We start from the raw sequence: 14,145 nt of genomic DNA, 5'->3' as shown, positions 1-14,145 counted from the left end.
AGACCGGGAGGCGCCGCTCCATGTCGTCCAGCGACTCGTTCGTGCATCTGCATGTGCATACGGAGTACTCCATGCTCGACGGAGCCGCCCGGTTGAAGCAGATGTTCAAACAGGTCGGCGACCTGGGCATGCCCGCGATCGCGATCACCGACCACGGCAACATGCACGGCGCCTACGACTTCTACAAGCAGGCGACCGGCGCAGGCATCAAGCCGATCATCGGCATCGAGGCCTATGTCGCGCCCGAGCTGCGCCACAACAAGAAGCCGGTGCTGTGGGGCGAGCCGCACCAGAAGAAGGACGACGTCTCGGCGGGTGGCTACTACACCCACATGACGATCTGGGCGCGCAACAAGACCGGCCTGCACAACCTGATGAAGCTCAGCTCGCGCGCCTACACCGAGGGGTTCGTGCGCAAGTGGGCGCGGATGGACGCCGAGATCCTGGCCGAGCACTCCGACGGCCTGATGGCCACGACCGGCTGCCCGTCGGGCGAGGTGCAGACGCGGCTGCGGCTGGGCCAGTACGACGAGGCGGTCAAGGCCGCGGCGAAATTCCAGGAGATCTTCGGCAAGGACAACTTCTACCTGGAGATCATGGACCACGGCCTCGACATCGAGCGCCGCGTCCGCGACGGGCTGACCAGGATCAGCAAAGAGCTGAACATCCCGCCGCTGGTCACCAACGACTCGCACTACACCTACGAGGCCGACGCCGCCTCCCACGACGCCCTGCTGTGCATCCAGACCGGCAAGCAGCTGTCGGACCCCGACCGGTTCCGCTTCGACGGCAGCGGCTACTACATCAAGAACGCCGACGAGATGCGCGCGGTCGACTCCTCCGACCTGTGGGCCGAGGGTTGCCGCAACACGCTGCTGGTGGCCGAGAAGGTCGATCCCGCCGGCTTCTTCGAGTACAAGAACCTGATGCCGACCTTCCCCGTCCCCGACGGGATGACGGAGGAGCAGTTCTTCCGGCAGGAGACCTGGAAGGGCCTCGAGCGCCGCTTCCCCGAGGGCGTGGACGAGGAGCACCGCGCCTGGGCGGAGAAGGAGCTCAGCGTCATCATCCAGATGGGCTTCCCGAGCTACTTCCTCGTGGTCGCCGACTTCATCATGTGGGCCAAGAACAACGGCATCCGCGTCGGCCCCGGCCGTGGCTCGGCGGCCGGCTCGCTGGTGGCGTACGCGCTGGGCATCACCGACCTCGACCCGATCCCGCACGGCCTGATCTTCGAGCGCTTCCTCAACCCCGAGCGCGTGTCCATGCCCGACGTCGACATCGACTTCGACGAGCGCAGGCGCGGCGACGTGATCCGCTACGTGACCGAGAAGTGGGGCGCCGACAAGGTCGCCATGATCGCCACGTTCGGCACCATCAAGGCCAAGGCCGCCATCAAGGACGCCGGCCGCGTCCTGGGCTACCCGTACGCGCTGGGCGACAAGGTCTCCAAGGCCTTCCCGCCCGCCGTCATGGGCAAGGACATCCCCCTGTCCGGCATCTTCGACAAGGACCACCCGCGTTACGCCGAGGCCGGCGAGCTGCGCAGGCTCTACGAGGAAGACGTCGACGTCAAGGCGACGATGGACCTCGGCAAGGGCCTGGAGGGCCTGATCAGGCAGACCGGCGTGCACGCCGCCGGCGTGATCATGTCGGCGGAGGTGCTGACCGACCACATCCCGGTCATGCGCCGCGACTCCGACGGCGCGATCATCACGCAGTTCGACTACCCGACCTGCGAGACGCTCGGCCTGCTGAAGATGGACTTCCTGGGCCTGCGCAACCTCACGATCATCGACGACTGCCTGAAGATGATCGAGTCCACCAGCGGCGAGCAGATCGACCTGCTGAAGCTGCCGCTGGACAACCGCAAGGCCTACGAGCTGCTGGCCAGGGGCGACACGCTCGGCATCTTCCAGCTCGACGGCGGCGGCATGCGCTCGCTGCTGCGGCTCATGCGTCCTGACAACTTCGAGGACATCTCCGCCGCCCTCGCGCTCTACCGCCCCGGCCCGATGGGCGCCAACTCGCACACCAACTACGCGCTGCGCAAGAACGGCCAGCAGGAGATCACCCCGATCCACCCCGAGCTCGAAGAGCCGCTGAGGGAGATCCTCGACACGACCCACGGCCTGATCGTCTATCAGGAGCAGGTCATGGCCATCGCGCAGAAGGTCGCCGGCTACTCGCTCGGCGGCGCCGACCTGCTGCGGCGCGCGATGGGCAAGAAGAAGAAGTCCGAGCTGGACAAGCAGTTCGAGTTCTTCGAGAAGGGCATGCAGGACAACGGCTTCTCGGCCGCGGCCATCAAGGCGCTGTGGGACATCCTGCTGCCGTTCTCCGACTACGCCTTCAACAAGGCCCACACCGCCGGCTACGGCCTGGTGTCCTACTGGACGGCCTACCTCAAGGCCAACTACCCGGCCGCCTACATGGCCGCGCTGCTGTCGTCGGTCAAGGACGACAAGGACAAGTCGGCCCTCTACCTCAACGAGTGCCGCCGCATGGGCATCAAGGTGTTCCCGCCGGACGTCAACGACTCCGACTTCGACTTCACCCCGCGCGGCACCGACATCCGCTTCGGCCTGTCGGCCGTCCGCAACGTCGGCGGCAACGTCGTGGACGGCATCATCGCCGCCCGCAAGGAGAAGGGCCGCTTCGCCGACTTCAAGGACTTCCTGCGCAAGGTGCCGGCCATCGTCTGCAACAAGCGCGTCATCGAGTCGCTGATCAAGGCCGGTGCCTTCGACTCGCTCGGGCACGTGCGCAAGGGCCTGGTCATGGTGCACGAGCAGGCCGTCGACGCGATCATCGACATCAAGAAGAACGAGGCCATCGGCCAGGACTCGCTGTTCGGCGCGATCGACGGCGGCGAGGACCAGACGTTCGACGTGCAGATCCCGCCGGGGGAGTGGGACAAGACCACCCTGCTGCAGTTCGAGCGGGAGATGCTGGGTCTCTACGTGTCCGACCATCCGCTGTTCGGCGTCGAGCACATCCTGTCGGCCGGGGCGGACTGCACGATCGCGGCCGTGCAGGACGACAGCCGGCCCGACGGGCACATCGTGACCGTGGGCGGCATCCTGAGCGGGGTGCAGCGCAAGGTCACCAAGAAGGGCGACACCTGGGTGCTGACCCAGCTGGAGGACCTCGAAGGCTCGATCGAGGTGATGATCTTCCCGTCGTCCTACCAGCTGTGCGCGACGATCCTGGCCGAGGACGCGATCGTGTTCGTCAAGGGGCGGATCGACAAACGCGAGGACGTCGCCAAGATCATCGCGATGGAGGTGACGGCGCCGGACCTGACCCAGGAGGCGGGCGGGCCGCTGCTGGTCAGCCTGCCGCTGACCCGCTGCACGCCCCCGGTGGTGGGCCGGCTGAAGGAGATCCTCACCACCCACCCGGGCACGTCGGAGGTCCACCTGCAGGTCCACAACGGCGCGAAGACGACCGTGATGCGGGTGGACGACCGGCTGCGGGTCACGCCGTCCCCGGCGCTGATGGGCGACCTCAAGCAGCTCCTCGGCCCGGCCTGCCTGGGCGCCTGATCTCGACGAGGCGGCGGGCCGGCGGTGGGCAACCCTCGCCATCGCCCGCCCGCCGGGCATGGGGCAGGATCGCAAGGGTGAGCGAACTGCACTACCTCAGCGCGACCGAGCTGGCACACCTGATCAGGACCGGGCAGGTGAGCTCCGTGGAGGTCGTCCAGGCCTGCCTCGACCGCGTCGAGGAGGTCAACCCGCGCGTCAACGCCATCGTCACCCTGGTCGCCGAGCAGGCACTGGAGGCGGCCAAGGCCGCGGACGCGCGGGAGCCGGCCGGGCCGCTGCACGGCCTGCCCGTCGCGCACAAGGACCTCGTCGACACCGCCGGCATCCGCACCACCTACGGCTCGCCGCTCTTCGCCGGCAACGTCCCCGGCCAGGACGACCTGATCGTGCGGCGGCTCCGGGCCGCGGGCGCGATCACCGTGGGCAAGACCAACACGCCCGAGTTCGGCACCGGCTCCCACACCGTCAACGAGGTGTTCGGCGCCACCAGGAACCCCTACGACCTGTCCAAGTCGGCGGGCGGCAGCAGCGGGGGAGCGGCCGCGGCGCTGGCCACCGGCATGGTGCCGCTCGCCGACGGCTCCGACATGGGCGGCTCGCTGCGCAACCCGGCCTCGTTCTGCAACGTCGTGGGCCTGCGCCCCACACCCGGCAGGGTCCCGGTCGTGTCCGACGCCAACGCCTGGTACACGCTGTCCGTCCTGGGGCCGATGGCGCGGACGGTCGAGGACGTCACCCTGATGTTCGGGGCCATCGCCGGGTTCGACCGCCGATCTCCATACTCGATCAGGGAGGTCTTCACCCCCGAGCCGGAGGAGGGCGTGGCGGGGATGCGGGTGGCCTGGAGCCCGGACCTGGGCGGGCTGCCGGTGGACCCGCGGACGGCCGCGGTCACCGCCGCCGCGCCCGCCGTGTTCGAGCGTCTGGGAGCGCGCGTCGACCAGGTGGACCTGGACCTGTCGGACGCGGAGGACGCGTTCCGGACCTACCGGGCGTGGAACTACGCGCTGTCCTTCAGCGACCTGGACGGCCTCGGACCCAACACCGCCTGGAACGTCGAGCGGGGCCGCGAGGTCACCGGGGCCGACCTGGCCCGGGCCGAGCAGGCGCGCAGCCGCCTCTACCAGCGGATGGCCGCCTTCTTCGACACCTACGACGTGCTGATCACGGTGGTCAGCCAGGTGCCGCCGTTCCCGGTCGAGCACCCTCACGTCAAGGAGATCAACGGCCAGGAGCTCCCCGACTACCTGGCGTGGATGCGCTCGGCGTACTGGATCAGCGTTCTGCACTCTCCCGCCGCGTCCGTGCCGGCCGGGTTCACGCCGGACGGGCTGCCGGTCGGGGTGCAGATCGTGGGCCGGCCGTTCGAGGACGCCAGGGTTCTGCGCGTGGCCCGCGCGTTCGAGCAGGCCACGGGGCACGGCCGGCGCCGTCCGCCCCTCTAGAGCGGTTCCCCGTACGGATGCCGCAGCGGCGACTCGCGGTAGCCGTGCATGCCTTCGAGCAGCCCGAACAGTCCCACCGCGAGCAGCGGCCAGGACACCAGCACGCCGGTGGCGGTGAGCTCCAGCGACCCGGGGACGATCTTCACCCCGGGCGCCGCCGCGGCCTCGACCGTGACCGCCCCGATCGTGAACGTCGAGCCCACCCAGAACGTCAGCAGCGCGCCCAGGATCCCGCCCGCGCACAACCCGAGCAGCACCGGAAGCATCCACCGCCGCCCGGCGAACCACGCGACCCCGCCGCAGAGCAGCCCCAGCCCGCCCGTGATCACCGCGAACCAGCCGTCGGCCGCGATCAGCGCCTGCGTCGACGGGTCGGCCAGCACCGTCCCCTGCTCCGTGACCTGATACGGAGCCCGCGGCGACACCCCCGACCAGAGCAGCCCGGCGGTGATTCCCAGAGTGGCGAGTGCGAGGACAGTTACCGCAAAAGCGCGCACTTCCCTCGTCACGCCACTCCCCCTCATATCTCCATCCGAATCAGCTCGATGGTATCCCCGGCTAGGCTCGCTTCGTGATTGCAGAAGAGGTCTGGCTGATCGAACCCTCCGGCCCGCTCCGGGGGGACGTCCAGGTGCGCGGTTCCAAGAACGGCGTGTCCAAGCACATGGTCGCCGCCATGCTCGGCAGCGGCGAGAGCAACATCCACAACGCGCCCGAGGTGGGCGAGGTCGGCATCACGGCGGCCATGCTGGAGGCGCTCGGCATCCACGTGCGGATCTCCGGCTCGGAGATCACGATCGAACGGGGGCCGGAGATCGAGCCGCGGGTGCCGGCGGCGTTCACCGGGCTCAACCGCATTCCGATCCTCATGCTGGGCCCGCTGCTGCACCTGGCGGGGGAGGCGTTCGTCCCCCTGGTCGGCGGCGACCCCATCGGGCGGCGGCCGGTGAACTTCCACGTGGAGGCCCTGCGCTCGATGGGCGCCGAGGTGGAGGTGGGCGACACCGGCATCTACGCCAAGGCCAAACGCCTCAACGGCACCCGGATCGAGCTGCCGTACCCCAGCGTGGGCGCCACCGAGACGATCCTGATGTCGGCGGTGCTGGCCGAGGGCAAGACCGTGCTGAAGAACGCCGCGATGGAGCCCGAGGTTGTGGAGCTGGCGCTGTTCCTGCAGCGGATGGGTGCCAGGATCGAGTTGTCGCCCGACCGCAGGATCGTCATCGAGGGCGTCGAACGGCTGCGCGGCGCCTCCACCTACCTCAACGGCGACCGCATCGAGGCGTTCTCGTACCTGGCGGCGGGGCTGGTCACCGGTGGAGAGGTGCGCGTGCACGGCTGCCCGCAGGACCGCCTGGTGACCGCGATCACCACGCTGGCCAGGATGGGCGCCCAGTTCGACATCAACGACGAATACCTGTGCGCCACCGCGCCCCCGGAGGGCCTGCGCTCGGCGGCCGTGCAGACCGACACCCACCCCGGGTTCATGACGGACTGGCAGACGCCGCTCATGGTGCTGTTCACGCAGAGCCAGGGCATGTCCGTCCTGCACGAGACGGTCTTCGAGAACCGCCTGGTGTACGTGCCCGCGCTGCAGAAGATGGGCTGCGAGATCGAGGTGTTCGACCAGTGCCTCGGCGGCCCGGCGTGCCGCTACCACGACACCAACGCCCGGCACTCGGCGGTCGTGCGCGGCGTGTCCAGGCTCAAGGGCGCCGACGTGACGCTGCCCGACATCAGGGCCGGGTTCTCGGCCGTGCTGGCGGCGGCGGTGGCCGACGGGCCGTCCACGCTGCGCGGGGTGCACCACATCGAGCGCGGCTACCACCGGCCGTTCGAGCAGTTCGCGTCGTTGGGTCTGAATCTCCGCAGGCATCAGTAAAGAGGTAGGAAGCGGGAGTTTGCCGGTGATCGGCCGGTTGCAGATCGTCTGAGTGACCCTACTCAGATCCGTCGGCGGGCTCGGGCTGGCGGGGGCGCTCGGCGGGGTGCTGGCGGCGGCGCTGGCCGCGCCCTTGGTGAGCGGGGGCGGCCTCGCGGCCAAGAGCGTCGCGAACACCTTCGTCGACCTGCCGCCCGCCCCGCGCGAGGAGCCGCTCGCGCAGGTGACCAGGCTGCTGGACAAGGACGGCCGGCAGTTCGCCCAGTTCTACGAGTCCAACCGGACCGCCGTCCCGCTCGGCGCGGTGGCGCCGGTGATGCGCAGGGCGATCGTGGCCGTCGAGGACGCCCGCTTCTACGAGCACGGCGGCCTCGACGTCAGGGGCACGTTCCGGGCGCTGCTCACCAACACCCAGGCGGGCGGGATCCGGCAGGGCGGCTCGTCGCTGACGCAGCAGCTCGTCAAGAACATCCTGGTGGAGAGCGCCCACACCGACGCCGAACGCGACCGCGCCCGCGCTCCCAACCTGGCCCGCAAGATCACCGAGCTGCGGTACGCGCTGGCGCTCGAACGCAAGTACCGCAAGGACGAGATCCTGGAGCGCTACCTGAACATCGCCTACTTCGGCGGCGGCGCGTACGGCGTGGAGGCGGCGGCCCGGCGCTTCTTCTCCACCTCGGCGGCCCGGCTGACCCTGACGCAGGCGGCCACGCTGGCGGGCGCGGTGCGGATGCCGTACTCGACCGACCCCTCGCTCGGCGAGTCGCGTCGCAGGCGGCTGAAGGAACGACGGGACCTCGTGCTGGAACGCATGGCAGGGCTCGGCCTGATCAGCCGGCAGGAGGCGGAGAACGCCAAGCGCGCGCCCCTCGCCCTGCGGCTCAGATCCGCGCCCGGCGGGTGCGAGCAGAGCTCCTACCCGTTCTACTGCCTGTACGTCCAGCGCGAGCTCCTGTCGAACCCGGTGTTCGGCAACTCGCCGGCCGTGCGGCGGGCCAGGATGGCCAGGGGCGGCCTGGTGATCAGGACCAGCCTCGACCCGATCGCGCAGCACGCCGCCGAGCGGGCCATCCGCCGCCACGTGCACCCCGAGGACACCGAGGTGGCCGCCGAGGCCATGATCGAGCCGGGGACCGGGCGGATCAGGGCGATGGCGGCGAGCAAGCGGTTCGGACGCAACGCCGGCGACAGGAAGAACGGTCCCAGGACCACCTTCAACCTGGCCGCCGACGTGGCCCACGGGGGCGGGCAGGGCTTCCAGGCCGGATCGACGTTCAAGGTGTTCACCCTGGCCACGGCGCTGCGGCAGGGGTGGAGGTTCGGCGACGGCTTCAAGACGCCCGGGGCGCTGGTGCCCGGCCAGGGCTACCGCAACTGCGCGGGCCGGCCGGTGAACGCTCCGGGCACCCGCATACTCAACGCCAGCGGCGAGGGCTCGGGCGGCCCGCACAGCATCGAGACCGGCACCTGGAAGTCGGTGAACATCTTCTACATGATGCTGGAGCGCAAGGTCGGGCTCTGCAACGTGGTGCGGACCGCCAGGGCGCTCGGCGCCGTACGGGCGGACGGGGGGCCGCTGCGCGAGGTGCCGACGTTCACGCTGGGCGTCAACGAGATGGATCCGGTGACGGTGGCGGCGTCGTTCGCGGCGTTCGCGGCCCGGGGCGTCTACTGCCGGCCGCTGGCCATCGTGGAGATCATCGGCAGGGACGGGCGGCGCGCCCACGTGCCGCCGGCCTGCGAGCAGGCCATCGAGCGGCCGGTCGCCGACGCGGTCAACCACGTGCTCACCGGGGTGTTCGACAAGGGAACCATGCGCGGGCAGGGAATCGGCCGGCCGGCCGCGGGCAAGACGGGCACCAACAACGGTTACACCTCGGCCTGGTTCGCCGGGTACACGCCGCACCTGGCGGCCGCGGTCAGCGTGGGCGACATCCGCGGCTCGTACCGCTTCCCGCTGCAGGGCGTCCAGATCGGGGACCAGTACTACGGGTCGGTGCAGGGCGCGTCGCTGCCCGGGCCGATCTGGGTGGAGTCGATGCGGTCCGCGCTGGGGGACGTCGAGCCCAAGGGGTTCCCAGGTCCGGACATGTCCCGCTTCGGCGGCGGCCACACGCCCGGCCTGAAGGAGGCCATGGCCGAGGAGGAGCGGCGCGAGAAGCGGCGCGGCGACCGGGCCTTCGCCAGGCGGCACCGCAAGCTCTACAGGTGGCTGCTCGGCCGCAGCCCGGCGGCGCCGTCGCTGGAGTGGCCGCGGCCGCGCGGGAGGCGGCGCTAGGCCTTGCCGATGGGGGCGGTGACGGCCCTGGTGAGCGTGATGAGGTTGTCGGGCGCGGTCTCGATCTGCAGGCCGCGCTTGCCGGCCGAGAAGTAGATCGTCTCGAAGTCGAGCGCCGAGGAGTCGACCACGGTCGGGAGCTGCTTGCGCTGGCCCAGTGGGCTGATGCCGCCCACGACGTAGCCGGTCACCCGCTCGACCTTCGCCGCGTCGGCCATCGCGGCCCGCTTGCTGTCGAGCGCGCCGGCCAGCGCCTTGAGATCCAGTTTGCCCGCCACCGGCACGACGGCCACCGCGAGCCCGCTCTCGACCTCCGCCACCAGCGTCTTGAAGATCCGCTCGTACGGGACCCCGAGCGCGTCCGCGGCCTCCTCGCCGTAGGCCTGGGCGGAGGCGTCGTGCTCGTAGGGGTGGAGCGTGAACTCGGCCTTGGCCTTGGTCAGGGCCATGGTGGCCGGGGTGCCGCCGCCCCCTTTGCCTTTCGATTTGCTCACGGATGACGATTGTAGCGAATCTACATTGTAAAGGCGCGGCCGGGGGTGTATCCGAACGCCCGCCGGAACACGTCGATGAACGCGCTCGCCGACGCCCACCCGCACCGGTGCGCCACGGCCGTCACCGGGGCGCCGTCGGCCAGCAGCAGCAGCGCGTGGTGCAGCCGCAGCTGCGTGCGCCACTGCGGGAAGCTCATGCCGAGCTCGCGGCGGCAGAGCCGGGCGAGCGTGCGCTCGCTGGTGCCGGCCTCGCCGGCCAGCCGTGCCAGGGTCCTGCCGTCCGCGGGGTCGCGGTGCAGGATCGCGCAGACGGCCGCCAGCCGGGGATCGCCGGGGGCGGGCAGGTGGAACGGCTGCTCGGGGGCGCGTTTGAGCTGGTCGAGCAGCACCGCGAGCAGGCGCCCGCGCTCCCCGTGGCCGGCAGGGGCGCGGGGGTCGCCGGTGTAGGCGATGATCAGCTCCCGCAGCAGCGGCCCGACGGCGAGGACCGCGGGCCGGTCGAGGGCGAGGGGGTTGCCGGTGAGGCCGACCAGGCGCAGGTCGGTGTCGCCGTGGGCGCGGTGCTCGTGGACGGTGCCCGCGGGCACCCAGATGGCCCGGTTGGCCGGGGCGACCCACGTGCCGGCGCTCGTGGTGACGGACAGGACGCCGCGGCAGGCGTACACGATCTGGTGGGTGTCGTGCCGGTGCGCGTCGATGCCTGCGCCCGGCGCGAGCGGCCGCCGCCCGGTGGGCGCCTCGGGCATGTGGCGGATTTCCGGCATGGGTTGGCATTTTATCGGAAGCGGGCCAAGTGCCGGCCGGGAAATGATCGGGGGGTGAACAGGATCCCCATGCTCGCCGCCGGCCATGCCGCCGTCGATCTCTATCAGGGGGCCGTGCCCGCGCTCGTGCCGTTCCTGGTGGCCGAGCGCGGGTACGGCTACGTGGCCGTCTCGGGCGTCGTGCTGGCCGCGACGCTGCTGTCGTCGATCGTGCAGCCGGTGTTCGGCATGCTGACCGACAGGTGGCGGATGCCGTGGCTGATCCCGGTGAGCATGGTGGTGGCCGGGGCGGGGGTGGCGGCCGGCGGCGTGACGGACTCGTACGTGCTGACCTGGCTGGCCGTGGCGCTGTCCGGGCTGGGCGTGGCCGCCTACCACCCGGAGTCGGCGCGGCTGGCGCGGATCGCCAGCGAGGGCAGCCATGTCCGGATGAGCTGGTTCTCGCTCGGCGGGACGCTGGGCTTCGCCTCGGCGCCCGTGCTGGTGACGCCGCTGCTGGCGGTGTGGGGGCTGGGCGCTTCGCCGCTGCTGGTGGTGCCGGCCGTGCTGGGGGCGCTCGTGACGCTTCCCGCCGTCCGTGCGGCGGCCGGGAGCGGTCAGGGGGTCAGGGCGGCGGCGCCGGTGACGGGCCGGGACGACTGGCCCTCGTTCACCAGGCTGACGCTGGTGATCGTCTTCCGGTCGGTCGTGTACGTCGGCTTGAGCGCCTTCGTGGCCCTGTACATGGGTGGCGGGGCGGCGGGCGCGGTGGCGTTGTTCGTGTTGTTCGCGGGCGGGGCGGCGGGAACGGTGCTGGGCGGCCGGTTGGCGGTGCGCTGGGGGCGGGTGCGGACGATGCGCCTGGCGTACGCGGCGGCGATCCCGGCGGTCGCGGGCGTGGTCCTGGCGCCCGGGTCCTTCGCGTACGTCTTCATCGCCGCCTCCTCGATCGCCCTGTACGCGCCGTTCTCCCTGCACGTCACGCTGGGGCAGGACTTCCTGCCGCGCCGGGTGGGCACGGCGGGCGGGGTGACGCTGGGGCTGGCGGTGAGCGTGGGCGGGCTGGCCAGCCCGGTGGTGGGCGCGATCGCGGAGGCCGCCACGCTCAGGACGGCGCTGGCCTGTCTGATCGTGTTCGCGGTCCTGGCCTGGCTGCTGTCCCGCACGATCGAGGAGCCCGGCCGGGAAGGCACTAGCGCCGGGTGGTGATCCGCACGACGGCTGTGTTGTCGCGCTGGGACGGGTCGAGACCGGTGGAGGCGACGTGCGCGGTGACCGGCAGCGACCGCCCGGCATCGGGGCCGACGTTCACGCGGGCCGAGATCCGGACCGGCCGTCCCGGCCGGACCGCGCCGATCACGCACGTGGCCTCCCGCGAGGTCTGCTGGCACGCGGCTCCGCTGACCTCGCCCAGCCCGGCGCCGTGCGGCAGGGTGAGGGTGAACGGCACGTCGGCGGCCGCCATCAGCCCCCGCATGGCGACGGTGGCGGTGACGGTGGTGGCGTCGCCGCGCCTGACGGGCCTGGCCGGGCCGTCGGCCTTGACGGACAACGAGTCGTAGACGCCGTGCGGGTCGGCCTTCTTGACGATCGAGCCGTAGCTTTCGACGTTGAGCGCGTTGGCGACGGAGTAGCCGTCGGCCTGTCCGTCCTCCGTGCCCGCCGACAGCACGCCGATCAGGTCGTGGGTGCCCTGGAGCACCCACGGCCCGCCGCTGTGCCCCTTGGAGAGGTGGCAGTTGTACGTCTCCAGCTTCGACGGCGTGACCGCGGAGCGGGCGGCCGGCATGGGTTTCGCCGCGGCGGCGATCACGCGTCCCGGCTGAGTCCTGGCCAGGCACCAGAGCTGGTCCCGGCCGTCGTACGGCTCCCGGCCCGGCAGTCCCGGATAGCCCGTGGTGACGACGGTGTGCCCGCCGCCCTGGTTGCGCATCGGGGTGAAGGCGCCGACGGCGTCCTGAAGGGTGCGGTTCCTCCTGCCCACTTCGATGAGCGCGATGTCATAGGTCGAGTTCCAGTCGCCCCCGCTCAGGCCGGTGTAGCCCAGCGGTTTCCAGGCGCGCCGCCCGCCCCACCGCCCGTACGGCTCCCGCTGCCGCTCGGAGGCGGCCCGCCCGTCGTAGGCGGGCACGAACGCGAAGTTGGTGTGCCAGCGGCCGTGCGGGGCGCCCTGGGGGACGCTGTAGACGCAGTGGGCGGCGGTGACGATGAGCAGCCCCGCGGCGGAGCGGACCACGGAGGCGCTGCAGGCGTCGCCGCGCCCTTCGGCGTTGACGAAGAACAGCCGGCCGGTGATCCTGCTGGAGGCGTCGCTCGTGTACGGGCGGGGCACGCGGGCGTACCCGTTGGCGTCCCCGCCGGGGGTCAGCCGCTTGCCCGCGGGCACGCTGCGCCGCTGGGCCGAGGTCTGGATCGGAAAGGTCTCCGGAAGGTCGGCGGCCTTGGCCTTGGCCTGCTTGACCGGCGTCCAGTAGCGCACGGCGCGGCCGGGGCGCATCACGGGGGAGGACTCGGCGCCCTGCGACCGGTCGCCGGCGGGAGCGGCGGGCGGTGGCCGGTCGGCCGCCGCGGGCAGCGCGAAGGCGACGCCGGCCACCGCGGTGAGCGTCGTGAGCAGAGCTCTCGGCACAGTGTCCCCCTGAACGGATCAGATCGATGACGTCTGATCACTTTAAGTCACAGAAAGGAGACGAAGTGTAGTTAGATGGTTCGTGTCGGCAGGCCGTGGCGGGGTCAGCCGGCCGCCGCGTCGCCGCCGTGGCGCCGCTGGAGGATCTCGGTGGTGCCGGCGTCCGTCGGCGCGCGATCGGGGCGCAGCCCGCGCCAGGACGGGTGGCGCAGCATGCCGTCGCCGGTGACCTCGGCGTACTGCACCTCACCGACCACGCGCGGCTCGACCCAGTGCGCGTCGCGGGCGTGCTCGCGCGGCACCGGCTCGGCGAAGGGCGGGTCGGGCCGCGCCAGCGGCGCCAGCCGGTCCTGCAGGTCGCGCAGCATGGCCTGGGTGAACCCGGTGCCGACGTGCCCGACGTACAGCAGCCGCCCGCGCCGGTCGTACGCGCCGAGCAGCAGCGACCCGATCATCCCTGAGCGCCGCCCGCCGCCCGGACGCCAGCCGCCGATGACGACCTCGACGGCGCTGACGTTCTTGACCTTGGTCCACTCGCTCGTGCGCTTGCCCGGCCGGTACGGCGAGCTCATCCGCTTGCACACGACTCCTTCGAGCCCGAGCTGCCGCGAGGAGTCGAGGGCGCGCCGGGCGTCATCGGCGAACCAGACGGGCACCTCCCACCGGTAGCCGGGCGTGAACGTGCTCTCCAGCAGCTCGCGGCGTCCGGTGTAGGGGAGGGAGACCGAGCTGGCCTCGTCGAGGTGCAGGATGTCGAACGCCATGAACGTCACCGGCACCGCCCTGGCCAGTCCGGCCGCGGCGGCCGGGTCGCGCTGGTGCATGCGGGGTTGCAGCGTCTCGAAGCTGGGCCGCCCGGCCTCGTCGAACGCCACGATCTCGCCGTCGACGACGGCGGGGCGGCCTCCGGTGGCGCCTGCCATGAGCTGCAGCTCGGGGTAGGCGGGGGTGATGTTCTTGCCGTTGCGCGACATCAGGCGGACGGCGCCTTCCTCGAGGTAGGCGAGGGCGCGCACGCCGTCCCACTTCATCTCCACGGCCCAGTCAGGGCCCTGCACGGAGGCCAGGGTGCCGAGCTGGGCGAGCATCGGCGCGTACGCCGGCAGCCGCACCATGGTGCATG

10 protein-coding genes are annotated in these 14,145 nt (G+C 71.5%); 5 read left to right on the top strand and 5 right to left on the bottom strand.

The features are described 5' to 3' along the window. Nucleotides 1-20 precede the first annotated feature (20 nt). Together dnaE and ACIBX3_RS37875 are read left to right on the top strand one after the other, a co-directional pair. Nucleotides 21-3,548 (top strand): DNA polymerase III subunit alpha, encoded by a 3,528-nt coding sequence (gene dnaE, locus ACIBX3_RS37880; protein WP_397125344.1) that lies wholly within the window; start codon nt 21-23, stop codon nt 3,546-3,548. A gap of 77 nt (nt 3,549-3,625) precedes the next feature. Next, the gene (locus tag ACIBX3_RS37875) at nt 3,626-4,996 is read left to right on the top strand and encodes an amidase (RefSeq protein ID WP_397125343.1); all 1,371 of its coding nucleotides are present in this window, start codon (nt 3,626-3,628) and stop codon (nt 4,994-4,996) included. Here ACIBX3_RS37875 and ACIBX3_RS37870 read toward each other — a convergent pair. After that, entirely contained in the window at nt 4,993-5,505 is a 513-nt protein-coding gene (locus ACIBX3_RS37870) for a hypothetical protein (protein WP_397125342.1), read from the bottom strand. The genes ACIBX3_RS37875 and ACIBX3_RS37870 overlap by 4 nt on opposite strands. 62 nt (nt 5,506-5,567) lie before the next feature. On the opposite strand from ACIBX3_RS37870, the gene murA reads away from it, so the two are divergent. After that, a complete protein-coding gene (gene murA / locus ACIBX3_RS37865) occupies nt 5,568-6,878 on the top strand; it encodes a UDP-N-acetylglucosamine 1-carboxyvinyltransferase (protein WP_397125341.1) in 1,311 nt (436 codons plus the stop codon). A gap of 52 nt (nt 6,879-6,930) precedes the next feature. Next, a complete protein-coding gene (locus ACIBX3_RS37860) occupies nt 6,931-9,156 on the top strand; it encodes a transglycosylase domain-containing protein (protein WP_397125340.1) in 2,226 nt (741 codons plus the stop codon). Here the strand turns inward: ACIBX3_RS37860 and ybaK are convergent. Together ybaK and ACIBX3_RS37850 are read right to left on the bottom strand one after the other, a co-directional pair. Next, nucleotides 9,153-9,605, bottom strand: coding sequence for a Cys-tRNA(Pro) deacylase (ybaK, locus tag ACIBX3_RS37855; RefSeq protein WP_397125380.1), 453 nt, complete (start codon nt 9,603-9,605; stop codon nt 9,153-9,155). The genes ACIBX3_RS37860 and ybaK overlap by 4 nt on opposite strands. A 65-nt stretch (nt 9,606-9,670) precedes the next feature. Beyond that, nucleotides 9,671-10,414 (bottom strand): AraC family transcriptional regulator, encoded by a 744-nt coding sequence (locus tag ACIBX3_RS37850; RefSeq protein ID WP_397125339.1) that lies wholly within the window; start codon nt 10,412-10,414, stop codon nt 9,671-9,673. 54 nt (nt 10,415-10,468) lie between these two features. Between ACIBX3_RS37850 and ACIBX3_RS37845 the strand changes: the two genes are divergently transcribed. Continuing rightward, nucleotides 10,469-11,602: an MFS transporter gene (locus ACIBX3_RS37845; protein WP_397125338.1), complete on the top strand. Its 1,134-nt coding sequence runs from the start codon at nt 10,469-10,471 to the stop codon at nt 11,600-11,602. Here ACIBX3_RS37845 and ACIBX3_RS37840 read toward each other — a convergent pair. Both ACIBX3_RS37840 and ligD read right to left on the bottom strand, forming a co-directional pair. Beyond that, nucleotides 11,586-13,022 carry a trypsin-like serine peptidase gene (locus tag ACIBX3_RS37840; RefSeq protein WP_397125337.1) on the bottom strand — a complete coding sequence of 479 codons (1,437 nt, stop codon included), beginning with the start codon at nt 13,020-13,022 and terminating at the stop codon, nt 11,586-11,588. The genes ACIBX3_RS37845 and ACIBX3_RS37840 overlap by 17 nt on opposite strands. 104 nt (nt 13,023-13,126) lie before the next feature. Next, nucleotides 13,127-14,137, bottom strand: coding sequence for a non-homologous end-joining DNA ligase (gene ligD / locus ACIBX3_RS37835; protein WP_397125336.1), 1,011 nt, complete (start codon nt 14,135-14,137; stop codon nt 13,127-13,129). Between the last annotated feature and the right edge of the window lie 8 nt (nt 14,138-14,145).

The sequence above is a fragment of the Nonomuraea sp. NPDC049480 genome (assembly GCF_044465905.1).
In the GTDB taxonomy this organism is placed as follows: domain Bacteria; phylum Actinomycetota; class Actinomycetes; order Streptosporangiales; family Streptosporangiaceae; genus Nonomuraea.
The sequence above is the reverse complement of the archived record's forward strand: the minus strand, read 5'-3'. Positions and strand labels throughout refer to the sequence as shown.

What these genes read in the sequence shown, in the direction of transcription:
- dnaE (WP_397125344.1), top strand. Translation starts at nt 21, where the DNA reads ATGTCGTCCAGCGACTCGTTCGTGCATCTGCATGTGCATACGGAGTAC.
- ybaK (WP_397125380.1), bottom strand. Translation starts at nt 9,605, where the DNA reads ATGGCCCTGACCAAGGCCAAGGCCGAGTTCACGCTCCACCCCTACGAG.
- ACIBX3_RS37850 (WP_397125339.1), bottom strand. Translation starts at nt 10,414, where the DNA reads ATGCCGGAAATCCGCCACATGCCCGAGGCGCCCACCGGGCGGCGGCCG.
- ligD (WP_397125336.1), bottom strand. Translation starts at nt 14,137, where the DNA reads ATGGTGCGGCTGCCGGCGTACGCGCCGATGCTCGCCCAGCTCGGCACC.